13 protein-coding genes are annotated in these 17,638 nt (G+C 69.8%); 6 read left to right on the forward strand and 7 right to left on the reverse strand.

Annotation, left to right across the window (positions count from 1 at the left end; translation table 11 throughout):
* The 6 genes from ACWD2L_RS04930 to rhaI form a co-directional block, all read right to left on the reverse strand.
* Window positions 1-648: a LutC/YkgG family protein gene (locus ACWD2L_RS04930; protein ID WP_351336023.1), complete on the reverse strand. Its 648-nt coding sequence runs from the start codon at window positions 646-648 to the stop codon at window positions 1-3.
* The gene (locus tag ACWD2L_RS04935; RefSeq protein WP_351336021.1) at window positions 645-2,141 is read right to left on the reverse strand and encodes a lactate utilization protein B; all 1,497 of its coding nucleotides are present in this window, start codon (window positions 2,139-2,141) and stop codon (window positions 645-647) included. Before ACWD2L_RS04935 ends, ACWD2L_RS04930 begins: the two co-directional genes overlap by 4 nt.
* Window positions 2,138-2,929: a (Fe-S)-binding protein gene (locus ACWD2L_RS04940; protein WP_351336018.1), complete on the reverse strand. Its 792-nt coding sequence runs from the start codon at window positions 2,927-2,929 to the stop codon at window positions 2,138-2,140. The genes ACWD2L_RS04935 and ACWD2L_RS04940 overlap by 4 nt, the downstream gene beginning before the upstream one ends.
* Window positions 2,930-3,021: 92 nt before the next feature.
* A complete protein-coding gene (locus ACWD2L_RS04945; RefSeq protein WP_351336016.1) occupies window positions 3,022-4,464 on the reverse strand; it encodes a rhamnulokinase in 1,443 nt (480 codons plus the stop codon).
* Between the two features lie 235 nt (window positions 4,465-4,699).
* Window positions 4,700-6,739, reverse strand: a complete 2,040-nt coding sequence (locus ACWD2L_RS04950) for a bifunctional aldolase/short-chain dehydrogenase (protein ID WP_351336013.1) — start codon at window positions 6,737-6,739, stop codon at window positions 4,700-4,702.
* Between the two features lie 52 nt (window positions 6,740-6,791).
* Entirely contained in the window at window positions 6,792-7,958 is a 1,167-nt protein-coding gene (gene rhaI, locus ACWD2L_RS04955; RefSeq protein WP_451187225.1) for an L-rhamnose isomerase, read from the reverse strand.
* 261 nt (window positions 7,959-8,219) lie between these two features.
* Here rhaI and ACWD2L_RS04960 point away from each other — a divergent pair, with 261 nt between their 5' ends.
* From ACWD2L_RS04960 to ACWD2L_RS04985, 6 genes are read left to right on the forward strand one after another with little or no spacing between them, the layout of a single operon-like run.
* Window positions 8,220-9,731, forward strand: coding sequence for a sugar ABC transporter ATP-binding protein (locus tag ACWD2L_RS04960; RefSeq protein ID WP_351338114.1), 1,512 nt, complete (start codon window positions 8,220-8,222; stop codon window positions 9,729-9,731).
* 43 nt (window positions 9,732-9,774) lie between these two features.
* Window positions 9,775-10,830 carry an ABC transporter permease gene (locus tag ACWD2L_RS04965; RefSeq protein WP_351338112.1) on the forward strand — a complete coding sequence of 352 codons (1,056 nt, stop codon included), beginning with the start codon at window positions 9,775-9,777 and terminating at the stop codon, window positions 10,828-10,830.
* On the forward strand, window positions 10,823-11,839 hold the full coding sequence (locus tag ACWD2L_RS04970) for an ABC transporter permease (RefSeq protein WP_351338109.1): 1,017 nt from the start codon (window positions 10,823-10,825) through the stop codon (window positions 11,837-11,839). The genes ACWD2L_RS04965 and ACWD2L_RS04970 overlap by 8 nt, the downstream gene beginning before the upstream one ends.
* A 31-nt stretch (window positions 11,840-11,870) precedes the next feature.
* Window positions 11,871-12,950, forward strand: a complete 1,080-nt coding sequence (gene rhaS / locus ACWD2L_RS04975) for a rhamnose ABC transporter substrate-binding protein (RefSeq protein ID WP_351338107.1) — start codon at window positions 11,871-11,873, stop codon at window positions 12,948-12,950.
* 23 nt (window positions 12,951-12,973) lie between these two features.
* Window positions 12,974-13,294 carry an L-rhamnose mutarotase gene (locus ACWD2L_RS04980; protein ID WP_351338131.1) on the forward strand — a complete coding sequence of 107 codons (321 nt, stop codon included), beginning with the start codon at window positions 12,974-12,976 and terminating at the stop codon, window positions 13,292-13,294.
* Complete coding sequence (locus ACWD2L_RS04985) at window positions 13,287-14,312, forward strand: LacI family DNA-binding transcriptional regulator (RefSeq protein WP_351338104.1); 1,026 nt, start codon at window positions 13,287-13,289, stop codon at window positions 14,310-14,312. Before ACWD2L_RS04980 ends, ACWD2L_RS04985 begins: the two co-directional genes overlap by 8 nt.
* Window positions 14,313-14,315: 3 nt before the next feature.
* Here ACWD2L_RS04985 and ACWD2L_RS04990 read toward each other — a convergent pair whose 3' ends face one another.
* On the reverse strand, window positions 14,316-17,435 hold the full coding sequence (locus tag ACWD2L_RS04990; protein ID WP_351338101.1) for a family 78 glycoside hydrolase catalytic domain: 3,120 nt from the start codon (window positions 17,433-17,435) through the stop codon (window positions 14,316-14,318).
* Window positions 17,436-17,638 lie beyond the last annotated feature (203 nt).

Here is a 17,638-nt window from a genome sequence, read left to right on the forward strand (position 1 = left end):
TCAGCCACCGCTCACCAGGACGACCTCCAGGGTGCGCGGTCCGTGCACGCCCTCGACCCGGTCGAGCTCGATGTCGCTGGTCGCGGACGGGCCCGAGATCCAGGTGAGCGGCCGGGTCGGGTCGAGCCGTTCGAGGGCCTGCGGGACCGAGGACACCACCTGCTCCGGGACCCGGACCACGCAGATGTGGTGGTCGGGCACGAGGGTGATGCGGCGGCGGCCCTGGTCGGGGGAGCCGTCGAGGACGATCGTGCCGGTCTCGGCGATGGCGACCGCGCAGGCGGTGACGACGCTGTCGACTCCGTCGAGCTCGGCGGGGGTGTGCTCCGGGCTGTCGGTCACCGGGGTCGCCTCCGCCTCGGCCAGCCAGCCGTCCGGCAGCCCGGACGGCACCACCACGGTCCGCGACCCGTGCCCGGCGAGCAGCCGCGCGAGGGTGGCAGGCAGCTCCTTGCTGGTGGCCCGGTGCACGATCGCCCGATAGTCGGCGAGGTTCTCCGCGAGGAGTTCCACCTGCTGCTCCGTCGTCCGGGTGCCGTGCTCGCGCAGGTATCCGCGGTCGATGTCCGTGGCGTACGTCCCCGGTGTCTCGACCGGGCCGCCGAGGGCGCGGCGCACCCGGCCCAGGATGACGTCTCTGCTGCTCACTTGTTCGTCTCCTTGCCGCCGTTCGTACGCTTCCACCAGTCGCGGAAGGGTTCCGCGGGCACCGTGGGCAGGTCGCGGGTATCCGTCCACGCCTTGCCGGGGCCCGGCACCGTACGCGGGTGGAAGCGGCGGGTGCGCGAGGCGAGGCGCTGGCCTGTGGCGAGGGCCGCCGGGTGGGTGAACGCCCAGGTGGCGGCGCGCATCGCGGCGCGTTCGGCGGCGTGGCCCTTGGCCGGGCGGAGCATGACCTTGTTGCCGTGCCGGGTGGCGGGGCCGCCCGCGACCACGCGTTCGCGCAGGTGGACGAGGACCTCGGGGATGTCGATGGCGACCGGACACACCTCGTAGCAGGCCCCGCACAGGGACGACGCGTAGGGGAGCGAGGCGTCGATCTCGCTGCCGGTGCCGCGCAGTTGCGGGCTGAGGATGGCGCCGATGGGGCCCGGGTAGACCGAGCCGTAGGCGTGGCCGCCGGCCCGCTCGTAGACCGGGCACACGTTCAGGCACGCCGAGCAGCGGATGCAGCGCAGGGCCTGGCGGCCGACCTCGTCGGCGAGGGTGTCGGTGCGGCCGTTGTCGATGAGGACGAGGTGGAAGTTCTGGGGGCCGTCGGAGTCTGTGGTACCCGTCCAGGTGGAGGTGTACGGGTTCATGCGCTCGGCCGTCGAGGAACGCGGCAGCGTCTGGAGGAACACCTCCAGGTCCTGCCACGTCGGCACGATCTTCTCGATGCCGACGACCGAGATCAGTGTCTCGGGGAGTGTGAGACACATGCGGCCGTTGCCCTCGGACTCGACCACCACGAGGGTGCCGGTCTCGGCGACCATGAAGTTGGCGCCGGAGATGCCGACCTTGGCGCGCAGGAACTTCTCGCGCAGGTGCAGGCGGGCCGCCTCGGCGAGTTCGGCGGGGGTGTCGGTCAGGTCTTCCGGGGCAGGGCGGCCCCAACTGCCCATCTCCTTGCGGAAGATGTCGCGGATCTCGCCCCGGTTGCGGTGGATGGCGGGGACCAGGATGTGCGAGGGACGGTCGTTGCCGAGCTGCACGATGAGTTCGGCGAGGTCGGTCTCGTAGGCGTGGATGCCCTCGGCTTCCAGGTGTTCGTTGAGACCGATTTCCTGGGTGGCCATCGACTTGACCTTGACGACCTCATGCTTCTCGATGTCACTGCCGCCGGTCTCGCGGACCAGGGCCGTGACGATCCGGTTGGCCTCGTCGGCGTCGCGGGCCCAGTGCACGGTGCCGCCGGCGGCCGTGACCGACTCCTCCAACCGCACCAGATAGTGCTCCAGATGGGCGAGGGTGTGGTCCTTGATCTCCTTGCCGGCCTGGCGAAGGTGTGCCCAGTCGTCGAGTTCGGCCACGGCGCGCTCGCGCTTGTCGCGGATGGTGTGCGTGGCGTGCTTCAGGTTGGCGCGCAGGGTGGTGTTGCGCACGGCGTCGTGCGCGGCCTTCGGGAAGGCCGGCATCCCGACAAACGTTCCGCCGCTCATGCCAGGGCCCCCTCTTCTTCCGTGTGGGCTTCTTCCGTGTTGGCGAGGATCTCGGCGATATGGACGGGCCGCATGCCGACCTTCAGGCGGGACATGGTGCCGCCGATGTGCATCAGGCAGGAGTTGTCGGCCGCGCACAGCACGTCCGCGCCCGTCGACTCGGCGTTGCGGACCTTGTCGGTGCCCATCGCCGATGACACGTCCGCGTTCTTGACGGCGAAGGTGCCGCCGAAGCCGCAGCACTCGGCCGCACCCGGCAGCTCGACCAGCTCAAGTCCCTTGACTTCGCTGAGCAGTTGAGTGGGTCGGTCGCCAAGCCCGAGGGAGCGCAGGCCGTGACAGGTGGGGTGATACGTCACCTTGTGCGGGTAGTACGCGCCGACGTCGGTCACCTTCAGTACGTCGACCAGGAACTCGGTCAGCTCGTACGTCTTCGGGATCACCGGCGCGAGCGTGGCCGCGAGGCGTCCGCCACGGCCCTCCGAGCGGGCCCGCTCGCCCATCCGCGGGTACAGCTCGCGGACCATCGCCGCGCACGATCCGGACGGCGTGATGATTGCGTCGTAATCACCTGCGGCGAGGCCGGGGCCGAAGGTGTCGGCGTAGTGGGTGGCCATCGGCTCGGCCTCGCGGCGGTAGCCGGTGTTGTAGTGCGGCTGGCCGCAGCAGGTCTGCGCGGCGGGGAAGTCGACCTCCACGCCCAGCCTGTTGAGGAGCTTGACGACGGCGCGGCCCGTGTCCGGGTAGAGCGTGTCGTTGACACAGGTCAGGAAGAGCGCGACACGCATCGGGGCCCCTTCGGTCGGTCGGATTCGGTCGGCGCGGGTGATACGTCGGTGATCATCGGTCGGGTGCAGCGTACGTCGTGAGCGGGGGCTGGTCACGGGGTGCGGACACGCGCCGCTGCCGCGTCCCACGTGCCACTACCGCCGCTCGGCTCGTAGCGCGCCAACGGCTGGGTGTCGGCGACGAGCCGGCGCATCGCGGCCCGGTCGCCGATGACCCCGTCTGCCCGCGCCTGAACGAGTACATTGCCCAGCGCGGCGCCCTCGGCGGGGCCCGCCACGACCGGCAGCCCGCAGGCGTCGGCCGTGAGTTGGCACAGCAGGGCGCCCCGGGCGCCGCCGCCCACGATGTGCACCACGTCGACCGGGCGGTCGGCGATGCGGGCAGCGTCCTCGATGGCGCGGCGGTGGGCGAGGGCGAGCGAGTCGAGGATGCAGCGGGTGGTCTCGGCGCGGGTGCGGGGTTCCGGCTGGCCGGTGGCGCGGCAGGCGGCGGCGATCCGGTCGGGCATGCCGCCGGGCGGCAGGAACGTGGGGTCGCCCGCGTCGACGACCGAGCGCAACGGGGTCGCCTTCGCGGCCTCGTCGAGGAGAGCGGTCAAGTCCGGCTGGCTCCACGTGCGTTGGCATTCCTGGAGCAGCCACAGGCCCATGATGTTGCGGAGGTAGCGGACGGTGCCGTCGATGCCGAGCTCGTTCGTGAAGTTCGCGGCGCGGCTCTCCTCCGTGAGGACGGGCGCGTCCAGTTCGAGGCCGGCAAGGGACCAGGTACCGGTGCAGATGTACGCGAAATTCTCCTCGGTGGCCGGGACCGCGGCCACGGCCGACGCCGTGTCGTGCGACGCGACCGTCGTGACCGGTACGGGGCCGGTGAGACCTGTCTCGTCGAGGACGTGGGGGAGGAGTTCGCCCGCGGGGTCGCCGGGGCGGCGGATCGGGGCGAAGAGGTTCACGTCGATGCCGGCGCGGGCGGCGATGTCGTGGGCCCAGTCGCCGGTGCGGGGGTCGATGAGCTGAGTGGTGGAGGCGTTGGTCAGCTCGGTGCCCTGTCGGCCGGTCAGCCAGTATGCGAGGAGGTCCGGGATGAGCAACAGGCGGTGGGCGGCTTGGAGTTGGTCCGTGTCGCGGGCCGCCGTGAGCTGGTAGATCGTGTTGAACGGGACGTACTGGAGGCCGGTGGCCGCGTACAGCTCCGCCGGGGGGATGGTTGCCCACAGTGTCTCGGCGGTGTGGTCCGTGCGGGAGTCGCGGTAGTGGTACGGGTTGCCGAGGAGGGCGTTGTCCGCGTCGAGCAGGCCGTAGTCGACGGCCCAGCTGTCGATACCGACGGAGCGGGCCGGACCGGTCCTCCGGAGGCCCTCCAGGATGCCTGCGTACAGCCCGAGGATGTCCCAGTGGAGGCCGTCGGGAGTGCGGACCGGGGTGTTCGGGAAACGGTGGGCTTCCGCCAGGGTGAGGGTGTCCCGGGTGACGCGGGCCGTCATGACCCGGCCGCTGGAGGCGCCCAAGTCTATGGCGGCGTAGGGGGTGGTGGGCATGAGGTTGGCCTTTACGAGTGTGCGGTGTGGTGGGTGGCGGGGGGAGTGAAGTCGCCCCCGCCTCCCCTTCCCGTCCCGAAACCGGGGGCAAGCCCCCGGACCCCGTGGCGGACCGCCGGGGCTGGGGTGCGCAGTTCCCCGCGCCCCCAAACAGCGAGACTTCGCGCCCCGGGTGGGCAAAATCAAGCCCCGCTCTGGGACGAGAGCCAGCGGGGTCCGGGGCGGAGCCCCGGGGTTAGCGGAGGAACGCTGCCGCTACACCTGCGTCCACGGGGACGTGCAATCCCGTCGTATGCGTAAGGTCCCCGCCGGTGAGCGCGAACACGGCGTTGGCCACGTGTTCCGGCAACACCTCCCGCTTCAACAACGTCCTCTGCGCATAGAACTCCCCCAACTTCTCCTCCTCCACCCCATACACCGCCGCGCGCTTCGCCCCCCAGCCCCCCGCAAAAATCCCGGACCCGCGCACCACACCATCCGGGTTGACCCCGTTGACCCGGATCCCGTCCCCACCCAACTCCGCCGCCAGCAACCGCACTTGATGCGCCTGGTCCGCCTTCGTCGCCGAGTACGCCACATTGTTCGGGCCGGCGAACACCGCGTTCTTGGAGGCGATGTAGACGATGTCGCCGCCCATGCCCTGCGCCCGCATCACCCGCGCCGCCTCCCGCGCGACCAGGAACGAGCCGCGCGCCATGATGTCGTGCTGGAGGTCCCAGTCCTTGACCGTCGTCTCCAGGAGCGGCTTCGAGATGGAGATGCCCGCGTTGTTGACGACCAGGTCGACACCGCCGAAGGCCAGCGCCACCGCCTTGAAGGCCTCCGCGATCTGCTCCTCGGACGTGACGTCGACCTTGACCGCGACCGCCTTGTCGGGACCGCCCAACTCCTCGGCCACCGCCGCCGCGCCGTCCGCGTTCACATCGGCGACGACCACACAGGCACCCTCGGCGACGAGCCGGTGCGCGATGGCCTTGCCGATGCCGGAGCCCGCGCCCGTCACCAGAGCCACCCGCGTGGCGAGGGGCTTCGGCGCCGGCATCCGCTGGAGCTTGGCCTCCTCCAGTGCCCAGTACTCGATGCGGAACTTCTCCGACTCCTCGATCGGCGCGTACGCGGAGACCGCCTCGGCGCCGCGCATCACGTTGATCGCGTTGAGGTAGAACTCGCCCGCCACGCGCGCCGTCTGCTTGTCCTTGCCGAACGAGAACATGCCGACACCCGGTACGAGCACGATCGCCGGATCCGCGCCGCGCATGGCAGGCGAACCTTCCACCGCATGCCGGTCGTAGTACGCCGCGTACTCGGTGCGGTAGTCGGCGTGCAGCTCCTTCAACCGCTCGGCCACCGTGTCGAGTTCGGCCGTGGGCGGCAGGTCGAGGACGAGCGGGCGGACCTTCGTACGAAGGAAGTGGTCCGGGCAGGAGGTGCCGAGCGCGGCGAGGCGCGGGTGCTCGGCGGACGCCAGGAAGTCGAGCACGACACCCGAATCGTCGAAGTGCCCGACCTGCGGGCGGTCCGTGGAGGCCAACCCCCGGATGAGCGGGGCGAGTTCGGCCGCCCGCGTCCGGCGCTCGGCCGCGCACAGGGCCGCGTAACCGTCCACGACCGGGCCGAACGGCTCCTCCTTGCCTCGCTCGGCGAGGAACGTCTCGGCCGTGCGGATCATGTGCAGCGAGTTGGCCTCGCATTCTTCGGCCGTGTCGCCCCACGCCGTGATGCCGTGGCCGCCGAGGACGCAGCCGATCGCCTCCGGGTTGGCGGACTTGATCGCGGCGATGTCCAGGCCGAGTTGGAAGCCGGGGCGCCGCCACGGCACCCACACGACCTTCTCGCCGAAGCACTCGGCGGTCAGCTTCTCCCCGTCGGTGGCGCAGGCCAGCGCGATGCCGGAGTCGGGGTGCAGGTGGTCGACGTGCGCCGCGTCCACCAGGCCGTGCATGGCCGTGTCGATGGACGGCGCGGCGCCGCCCTTGCCGTGCAGGCAGTAGTCGAACGCGGCGACCATCTCGTCCTCGCGCTCCACGCCCGGGTACACCTCGGTCAGCGCCTTGAGGCGGTCGACGCGCAGGACGGCGAGCCCGGCATCCTTGAGAGTGCCCAGGTCGCCGCCGGAGCCCTTGACCCACATCAGCTCGACGTCGCCGCCGGTCACCGGGTCCGTCCCGGTGGCCTTGGCTGAGGTGTTGCCGCCGGCGTAGTTGGTGTTCCGGGGGTCGGCGCCGAGCCGGTTCGAGCGGTCGATGAGGGCGGCAACCTGGGGGTGCGTAGCCATGAAAGGTCCTAAATTCCTGAGGAGTTGACGGTGACGGACTGCACGGAGGTGGTTACGCGCCCCACCCCGCCTGCTCCCCACCGACCCGCTCGGCCACGATCCGCTCCTGCCACCCGTCGGCGGCGTACGCGGTGACAGGGTTCGCCGCGAGCCCCTGCTCCTCGCGCCACTCGGCCAGCAGCGGACGCACATCGGTGTTGTACGCGTCCATGATCACGGAGTTGGCGGTCAGGACGTCGCCCGTGGCCTGCGCGGCACTCAGCGCCTCCCGGTCCACGAGGAGCGCCTTCGCGGTCGCCTCCTGCACGTTCATCACGGAGCGGATGACCGCCGGGATCTTCGCCTCGATGTTGTGGCACTGGTCGAGCATGAAGGCGACATTCGTGGCCGGGTCGAAGCCGCCATTCTTCGCGACCTCGTGCAGGATGCGGAACAGCTGGAACGGGTCGGCGGCGCCCACCATCAGGTCGTCGTCCGCGTAGAAGCGGGAGTTGAAGTCGAAGCCGCCGAGCTTCTTCTCGCGCAGCAGCAGCGCCACGATGAACTCGATGTTCGTGCCCGGCGCGTGGTGGCCGGTGTCGACCACGACCTGCGCCTTGTCGCCGAGCTTGAGGCACTGCATGTAGGAGGTGCCCCAGTCCGGGACGTCCGTCGTGTAGAAGGCAGGCTCGAAGAACTTGTACTCCAGGAGCAGCCGCTGGTCGTCGCCGAGCCGCTCGTAGACGGCGGCGAGCGACTCGGCGAGGCGGTCCTGGCGGGCCACGATGTCGTCCTGGCCCGGGTAGTTGGTGCCGTCGGCGAGCCAGATCTTCAGGTCCTTGGAACCCGTCGCGTCCATGATGTCGACGCATTCGAGCAGGTGGTCCAGTGCCTTGCGGCGCACCTTCGGGTCCGGGTGGCAGACGCTGCCGAACTTGTAGTCGTCGTCCTGGAAGGTGTTGGAATTGACGGTGCCGAGCTCGACTCCGCGCTCCTTCGCGTACGCCGACAGCGCCGCAAAGTCGTCGACCCTGTCCCACGGGATGTGCAGCGCGACCTTCGGGGCGATGCCGGTGAACTCATGCACCTTCGCCGCGTCGTCGAGCTTCTCGCGGGGCGTGCGGGGCACGCCGGCCTGGGCGAACACCTTGAACCGGGTGCCGGAGTTGCCGTAGCCCCAGGAAGGCGTCTCGATCCGCTGGTTGGCGAGTGCGGCCTTCACGGCAGCGATGTCAGGCATGTCCACCTCTGAGTACACGGGTCTGCGAGCCGTCTGCTGAATGGTCTGCTGAATCGAGTGTGAATCGATTCATTGTGCAGCGAAGCTAGTCCCCCTCGTGGAGTGCGTCAAGGGGGTGGACCGCGCCTCTCTCGCGTTACGGAATCGTGTCGTACGTCGACGTATTCCGGCTGTTCAGACCCCTTGACCGCGGCGCCGGTGCGTGGCTAGCTTCCGGAACGTTTCACTGAAACATTTCACGGGATCGTCTGGAGACCTGTCATGACGCCACCTGAACCGGAGACCACTCCGGTGCTCGCCCTGGAGGGGGTGAGCAAGTCCTTCGGTGCCGTGCGCGCCCTGCGTGGTGTGTCACTGAGCCTGCACGCGGGCGAGGCGCACGCCCTCGCCGGTGAGAACGGCGCGGGAAAGTCGACGCTCATCAAGGCCCTCGCCGGGGTGCACCGCCCGGACACCGGGACGGTTCTGCTCGACGGCTCCCCGGTCGAGTTCCACGGCCCGGCCGACGCCCGCGACGCCGGTGTCGCCGTCATCTACCAGGAGCCGACGCTCTTCCCCGACCTGTCCATCGCCGAGAACATCTTCATGGGCCGCCAGCCGCGCCGCTCCTTCGGCCGCGTCGACCACACCACGGTCAAGGAGTCCACCGCGGCCCTGTTCAAGCGGCTCGGCGTGGAGCTCGACCCGGACCAGCCGGCCCGCGGCCTGTCCATCGCCGACCAGCAGCTCGTCGAGATCGCCAAGGCGCTGTCCTTCGACGCCCGCGTGCTGATCATGGACGAGCCGACCGCCGCGCTCACCGGCAGCGAGGTGGCCCGCCTGTTCGGCGTCGTACGGACGCTGCGCGAGCAGGGCGCCGCCGTGCTGTTCATCTCGCACCGCCTCGAGGAGATCTTCGAGCTGTGCCAGCGGGTGACGACGCTGCGCGACGGCGCGTGGGTGGCGAGCGAGCCGGTCGACGGCCTCACCGAGGACGAACTCGTACGCCGCATGGTCGGCCGCGACCTCGACGAGCTGTACCCCAAGCAGGTCACCGAACTCGGTGAAGTCGCCCTCAACGTAAGCCGGTTGACCCGCGAGGGTGTGTTCACCGACGTGTCCTTCGAGGTGCGGCGCGGCGAGATCGTCGGCCTCGCCGGGCTCGTCGGCGCGGGGCGCAGCGAGGTGGCCCGCGCCGTGTTCGGCGTCGACCGCTTCGACGGCGGCGAGGTGGAGGTCCTCGGGCAGAAGCTCAAGCCCGGCGCGCCCAGCCTCGCGATGCACGCGGGCCTCGCGCTCGTCCCCGAGGACCGGCGGGCCCAGGGCCTCGTGATGGACATGTCCATCGAGCGCAACATCGGGCTCACCGGCTTCGCCGACACCTCCCGCGCGGGCCTCATGAACCGCAAGGCGGAGCGCAGCCGTTCGCTCGACTGGTCGGTGAAGCTGCAGGTCAAGTACGCGCGGCTCGCCGATGTCGTCGGCACGCTGTCCGGCGGCAACCAGCAGAAGGTCGTTCTCGCCAAGTGGCTCGCCACCGGCCCGCAGGTGCTCATCGTCGACGAGCCCACGCGCGGCATCGACGTCGGCACCAAGGCCGAGGTGCACCGACTGCTCTCCTCGCTCGCGGCCGAGGGCGTCGCCGTCCTGATGATCTCCTCCGACCTGCCCGAGATCCTCGGCATGGCCGACCGGGTGCTCGTGATGCACGAGGGCCGGCTCTCCGCCGAACTGCCCCGCGCCGAGGCGACCGAGGAGTCCGTGATGGCGGCGGCGACGGGGAGGGTGGCGTGACCACCACCCCCGTGCGGCCCGCCCGCACCGCAAGGAGCACGACATGACCATCACCGCACCACCCGTACGCGAGGACTCCGCGCCACCTCCCACGGCTGGGCGGCGGCTGCTCGACAAGGTGTTCAAGGCGCGCGAACTCGCCGTCGCCGCCGTGCTCGTGGTGATGCTGCTCGCCACGCAGGTCTCCAACACCGAGTTCCTGTCGCAGCAGGGAGTCAAGGACCTCCTCCTGAACGCCACCATCCTCGTCCTCGTCGCCACCGGACAGGCGATCGTCGTCATCACCCGCAACGTCGACCTGTCCGTCGGCTCGGTGCTCGGTATCTCCGCCTTCGCCGCCGGTGACTACCTTCAGGGCGGCGGCAGTTCACTGATCGCCGTCGTGTACGCCGTCGCCATCGGCACCGTCTTCGGCGTCCTGAACGGCGCCCTCGTCAGCCTCGGCAAGGTGCCCGCCCTCGTCGTCACGCTCGGCACGCTGTACGTGGTGCGCGGCATCGACTCCATCTGGGTCGGCTCGCAGCAGATCGTGGCCGCCGACCTGCCCGACGCCTTCGTCGACTTCGGCCACGACGGCATCTGGATCGTGCCCTACCTGGCGCTGCTCGCCGTCGCCGTCCTGCTCTGCGTCGGTTACTACTTGCGCAGCTACCGCAGCGGCCGCGAGATGTACGCGCTCGGCTCCAGCCCCGAGGCCGCGAACCTCGCCGGCATCCCCGTCCGCAAGCGGATCATGACCGCGTACGTGCTGTGCGGGGCGCTCGCCGGACTCGCCGGCGCCCTGTACCTGGCGCGCTTCGGCAACGTCGACTCCGGCACCGGCAACGGCTACGAACTCACCGTCGTCAGCGCCGTCGTCGTCGGCGGCGTCGCCTTCACCGGCGGCGCGGGCACCGTCTACGGCGCCGCCCTCGGCGCCCTCCTCCTGACGTCCATCAACAGCGTGCTGCCCGCCATCGGCGTCAGCTCCGTCTGGGTCACCGCCATCAACGGAATCCTGCTGCTGCTCGCCATCGCCGTCGACCGGATCGTCGCACTGCGGGTCGCCGCCGTGCTGCGCAAGCAGGCCGCACAGATGAGGAGCGCCCGCCATGCGTGACGCCATGCGTAAGAACTCGCTTACAGGAGCGGTTCGTTGGGACACCGCCGTCGGCGCCCTGCTCATCGTGCTGCTGCTCTGCTCGTTCGCGTTCGTCGACAACTTCGGCAACGCGCTGAACCTGTCGTTCCTGATCGGCAACACCCTGCCCATCGCGATCATCGCGCTGCCGATGACGATGCTGGTCATCTCCGGCGAGGTCGACTTGTCGGTCGGCTCCACGGTCGGCCTGTCCGGCGCCGTGATGGGCGCGCTGTGGAACAACGGCATGGCCATCGAGACGATCATCCCGCTGTGCCTGCTCCTCGGCGTCGTCTGCGGACTGATCAACGGGCTGCTCGTCACCCGCCTCGGCCTGCCCTCGCTCGCCGTCACCATCGGCACCATGGCCGCCTACCGCGGCATCGCCCAGATCGTCCTCGGCTCCGACTCGGTCACCGACTTCCCCTCCCAGTACCTGGACTTCGGCGCGAACCGGATCGGTGACACCTTCATCCCGTACGCCGCCCTGCCCTTCGTCGTCCTCCTCGCCATCGCGATCGTCGTGCTGCACGCCACCCGCATGGGTCGCTCCCTCTTCGCGATCGGCGCGAACGAGGAGGCCGCCCGGTTCGCCGGGGTGCGTGTCAAGCGGCTCAAGCTGTCGATGTTCGTCACGACCGGAGTGCTCTCCGCGCTCACCGGTGTCTTCTGGGCCCTGCACTACGCCAGCGCCCGCTACGACAACGCCACTGGGCTCGAACTCTCCGTCATCGCTGCCGTGTTGCTCGGCGGCATCGATTTCGACGGCGGCAAGGGCACCCTCGGTGGCGCCATCGCCGGTGTGTTCCTGCTCGGCTCGCTGCAGAACGTGATGAGCCTCCTCAACGTCTCCGCGCAGTCCCAGATCGTCGTCACCGGCGTGCTGCTCGTCATCTCCGTGCTCGCGCCGCGCGTCGGCCGCCAGATCGCGCAGGCACGGTCCCGCAAGAAGACGGCGGCAGCCGAACCCGCACCTGTCGCCCCATAGCCCTACGTCCCGTACTCCCTAAGGAAGCGCCATGAACGCTCGCACCCGCCGGCTGACCGCCGCGCTCGCCGTCACCACCGCCCTCGTCGTGGGCGCCACCGCCTGCGGCGGCACCACCAAGTCCGACTCCAACAAGGAGGACGCCAAGTCGGCGGCCGCGGGCAAGGCCGACCCGAACGCCAAGACCAAGAAGGGCCTCACGGTCGCCTTCCTGCCCAAGCAGGTCAACAACCCGTACTTCACCACCTCCGACACCGGCGGCAAGAAGGCGCTCACCACCCTCGGCTCGAAGTACAAGGAGGTCGGCACCAGCTCCGGCACCGACACCTCCGGGCAGGTCTCCTACGTCAACACCTTGACCCAGCAGCAGGCCGACGCCATAGCCGTGTCCGCGCAGGACCCGGGTGCCCTGTGCACCGCGCTCAAGCAGGCGATGAAGAACGGCGTCAGCATCGTCACGTACGACTCCGACACCAAGGTCGACTGCCGCAACGCCTTCGTGTCGCAGGCCAGTGCCGAGGACCTCGGCCGCACCCAGGTGCAGCAGATCGCCAAGCAGATCGGCAACAAGGGCGAGATCGCGGTCCTTTCGGCGGCCCAGACGGCCACCAATCAGAACACGTGGATCAAGTACATGAAGGACGAGCTGAAGAAGCCCGCCTACAAGGACATCAAGCTCGTCACGACCGCCTACGGGGACGACGACGCGCAGAAGTCGTTCCAGCAGACCCAGGGCCTGCTCCAGGAGCACCCGAAGCTGAAGGGGATCATCTCCCCGACCACGGTCGGCATCAAGGCGGCGGCCCAGTACCTCTCCGGCTCGAAGTACAAGGGCAAGGTCAAGCTGACCGGCCTCGGCACCCCCAACGACATGCGCGCCTACGTCAAGAACGGCACCGTCGACGCCTTCGAGCTGTGGGACCCGGCGAAGCTCGGCGCGCTCGCCGCGCACACGGCCGTCGCCCTGGAGTCCGGGCAGATCACCGGCAAGGCGGGGGAGAAGTTCACGGCCGGTGACATGGGCGAGTACACGATCGAGAAGGACGGCGTCGTGACACTCGGCAAGCCGACCGTCTTCAACAAGTCGAACATCGACGACTACAAGTTCTGAGCGGGAAACGACACATGAGTGACATGCAGCGCGTCTGCTTCCTGCTCAAGGTCAGGGCCGAGCGCATCGACGAGTACAAGGCCCGCCACGCGCACGTATGGCAGGAGATGCAGGATGCCCTCTCCGCCACCGGCTGGCACAACTACTCGCTCTTCCTGCGCGAGGACGGACTGCTCGTCGGCTACCTGGAGACGGAGGACTTCGACAAGGCGCGCGCCGCCATGGACGCCACCGATGTCAACGCGCGCTGGCAGGTCCAAATGGGCGAGTTCTTCGAGGCGTTGGACGGGCAGGCGCCCGACGCCGCGATGTGCCCGCTCACCGAGGTCTTCCACCTTGCGTGAGCGTCCCGCCGTGGGCATCAAGGACGTCGCCCGGGAGGCCGGTGTCTCCGTCGGCACCGTCTCCAACGTCCTCAACCAGCCCGACCGGGTCTCCGGGCCCACGCGTCGACACGTCCAGGAGGTCATCGCCCGACTCGGCTACGTACGCAGTGAGTACGCCCGCCAACTCCGGGCCGGGCAGAGCCGGATCATGTCGCTGCTCGTCCTCGACATGGGCAACCCGTTCTTCGTGGACCTCGCGCGCGGCGCTGAACGCGCCGCGCGCGAGGCCGGGCTCGGCGTGATGGTGTGCAACAGCGCGCAGAGCCCGTCGGTCGAGGCCGAGTACCTCTCCATGTTCGCCGAACAGCGGGTCCGCGGCGCCCTGATCACCCCGGCCGACCCCAGCGGCGCGACGCTCCGCGCCTTCCGCCGCCACGGCATCCCGTACGTCGTCGTGGACCGGGTCGCCGGCGACGAACCGGGCTGCTCGGTGGCGGTCGACGACGTGGCGGGCGGCACGCTCGCCGTCCGCCACCTCGTCGACGCGGGCCACCACACCGTCGCCTACGTCAGCGGCCCACCCCACCTCAAACAGGTGCAGGACCGCCGCGAGGGTGCCCACAAGGCACTCGCCGAGGCGGGCCTCCCCGTGACCGCGCTCCACGAACTCCCCACGGACCGCCTCGACGTGGCGGCCGGCCGCGACGCGGGCGCCCGCCTCCTCGGCCTGTCGCACCGCCCCACGGCCGTCTTCTGCGCCAACGACCTCCTCGCCCTCGGCGTCCTCCAGTCCCTCTACGCGGCGGGGGTCCGGGTCCCCGAGGACATGTCGCTGGTCGGCTACGACGACATCGAATTCGCCTCGGCCGCGACGGTCCCCCTCACCTCCGTCCGCCAACCGGCCACAACCCTCGGCGCCATCGCCGCCCACCTCCTCCTCCAGGAAACCGGCCCCCATGCGGCGGAACACCACCACGAACACATCGTGCTGCGCCCGGAGTTGGTGGTGCGGGGGTCCAGCCGGGCAGTGCGATGACGGTCACCGCACCGAACTCGTCACCCGATACCTCCCCGGCGACAGCCGGTACGTGGCCACCTTGTCCGCGAAACCCTCGAAGCGCACCCCGGCCGCCTTCGACAGTGGGGTGCGGCCCTCGCGAACCGCGTCCGCCGCGACGGCCGGCAGGGACAGTGTCGCCTCGGTGTTGGCCGGGACGGCGGCCTCGTAGGACAGGGTGCCGTCGGCCGACAGGGACCAGGAGCTGGTGATGTCGCCGTAGGGGGAGAGGTGGCGGGCCTCGACCTGTGTGATCTTTCCGGTCGGGTCGAGGTGCGGCTGGAGGCGGAAGCGTTGGAAGCCGGGGTGGTCGGGGTCGCCGGCGATGCCCGCCATGTACGTGTACATCCACTCCATGATCGCGCCGTACGAGTAGTGGTTGAAGGAGTTCATCTCCACCGGGCCGAAACCGTCGTCCTTGGAGTAGGAGTTCCAGCGCTCCCAGATCGTCGTCGCGCCGTTCTTCACCGAATAGAGCCAGGACGGCATGGCGTCCTGGTGCAGCAGCTTGTACGCGAGGTCGGGGCGGCCCTCGTCGGTGAGGACCGGGGCGAGGACGTTCGAGCCGAGGAAGCCGACCGAGAGGGTGTTCTCCGCGTAGTCGACGCGGGCGCTGTCGGGGTGGGCGGCCTTGTACGCCGCGTCGTTGCCGATGTTGTCCGCCAACAGGCCGACCAGAGCGCGGCGTTGGGCCTGCGTGTCGTAGAGGCCGAGCTTGAGGACCCAGAGGAGGGCCGACTGGCTGTTGTCCTCCGGGTCGCCGCCCATGACCGGCTTGCCGCCGAGGCTCGACCGTACGGTTATCTTGGCGCCGTCGACCGCGATGTACTTCGCCATGAAGGCGCGGCGGATGCGGGCGAAGAGATCCTCGTACGCCTTCGACTCCGAGGTCCGGCCCGTCGCGCGCGCCATCTGTGCCATCAGGCGGACGCTGTACGCGTAGTAGACGTCGCTCATCAGCTGGGTGCCGGTGTTCTGGAAGGCGAGCCAGTCGGCGAAGATCGCGCCCTGGCCCGCGTAGCTGTCGCCGCCCTTCTTCTTGATCCAGTCGATGTAGTGGGCCATGGCGTCCCAGCTGCGGTCGATGATGGTCCGGTCGCCGCTCATCTGCCACACCGTCCACGGCACGACGACCCCGCAGTCCGCCCAACCACTGCACGGCTCGGCTGCGTTGTACCGGTTGCCGGGCGCGACCGCGGTGAACTGCGCGCCGTCGACGCCGTACGTCTTCTGCGACTCGATCAGGATGTCCTCGAAGTGGCTGAGGAAGGCGACCGAGTCCGTGTTGTAGAGGCCGGTCATCGAGAACACCTGCGTGTCGCCGGTCCAGCCGAGACGCTCGTCGCGCTGCGGGCAGTCGGTCGGCACCCACAGGTAGTTGCCGCGCTGGCCCCAATGGACGTTGCTGATCAGCTGGTTGATGTCATCGTCGTTGGTCGTGACGCTGCCGGTCTCGCGGAGGGCGGAGGTGGCGACCCTGCCGGTCAGGTCCGAGACGGTGACCTCGGCGTCCTTGGTGGTCACCGCCACCGACACGTAGCGGAAGCCGTAGAAGGTGAGTGTGTCCTCGTGTGTCTCGCCCTCGCCGCCGGAACTCTTGTCGCCGCCGGCCCCCTTGAGGATGTACGTGCTCGTGGCCTTCGCCGAGCGGAGGTTCGCGCGGTAGAGGGAGCCCACCGGGCCGTCCGCGCCCTTGCTGTCGTCGTTGAGCATCTCGCCGAACCTGACGACGACTTCGGCTCCGGCGGGCCCGCGCAGCGTGTAGCGGGGGACGCCGACCATGTTCTGGCCGAGGTCGAAGACGGCGGTGTCACCGGGACGCAGGGTGACGGGTCCTGGCTTCCCGCTGGTGGAGCGGGCGGGGTCGGGGACGACGCGGCCCTTGCCGTTGGCGCTCGACTCCTCGCCCGTGACCTCGGAGTAGACCGTCACCGACTCGGGCGCGCGGTCCCACTTCTCCATCAGGCGGGCCGTCTCACCGGGGTAGGCGGTCAGCTTGGCGTCCGGGTACGTCGCGGCGTAGCCGACCTCTTCGACGTCCGACCAGGTGGACGCGTCGTAGCCGTTCGCCGTCCAGCCGGTGAGTTCCTTGCGGGCGTCGTAGGTCTGGCCGTCGTAGATGTCATCGGCGCGATAGGGGCCGGTGTCGGTGGCCTTCCATCCTGCGCCAGGCTCGGTGACGACGCTCTGCGTGCTGCCGTCGGCATACCGGACGAGGAGCTTGGCCTTGAGGGCGAGCGGATTGCCGTCCTCGGAGTAGTACTTGCTGCCCTCGGAGACACGCGCGTTGTACCAGCCGTTGCCGAGCACGGCGGCGAGCGTCACGTCACGGCTGCCGCCGCGTGTGACCAACTCCGTGACGTCGTACGTCATGTAGTTCACGCTCGTGTCGTAGTTGGTCCAGCCCGGGGTGAGCAGTTCGGCCGTGCGGCCTTCGCCCTCGGGGACTTTGACGCGCTCACCGTTGACGTACGCCTCGTAGACCCCGAGCGCCGTCACGTACAACCGGGCCTCGCTGACCCGGCCCTTGCGCAGTGTGCTCTGGCTCCGCACGAGGGGCGCGCCCGCAGAGTTGGGCTTCTTGCCCTTCATGCCGATCCACTGGGCGCCGTCCCAGCGGGTGACGCCGTCGGTGCTGAGCAGGGCGGTCTCGAAGCGGGCGGCGGAGGAGGTGCCGACCTCGCGGCCGTCCGCGTCCCACACCGTGACGGACCACAAGTACCCCGTGGACGGCTCCAGTTCGGGCCCGTCGTAGGGCACGGCCACCGAGTCGGACGACGTCACGCGGCCGCTGTCCCACACGTCGGGGCGTGCGAGCCGCGCGGCGCTCGACGCCACTCGGATCCGGTACGCGCCCTGCGTCAGGCCACGCCGCCGCGAGTCGAGTCGCCAGCCGAAGCGGGGGCGGGTGGCGTCGGTGCCGAGCGGGTCGACGCGGTGTTCGGTGGTGAGTCCGGTGACCGCGCCGATCGGGGGAGCGGGGAGGGCGGCGGGCCCGGTGGAGGTCGCCGCGGTGGCGGACGGGGCCGCGGTCGCGGCGAGGACGGGCACCGCGCCCGCGCTCGCGGCGAGGACGGTTCTGCGACGTATGTCGCTGCGCATCTTGGGGTGTCCCTTCGTCGGTGAAGGTGTTCCGGTTCAAACGATTCAGGTTCTCGGCCCAGGAGGCAAGAGGCGTGCGTGAGGTAGGGCCTCGGTGTGCGTGAGGTGTGGGCGCACTACTGGTGCGACAGGACGAGCGGAGGTGGGTGTAGGGGAGTGGCGTTCCGCCTGCTGGGCGAGCATGGATACCGAAACGATTCACT

This window comes from Streptomyces sp. NPDC002754 (assembly GCF_053592315.1).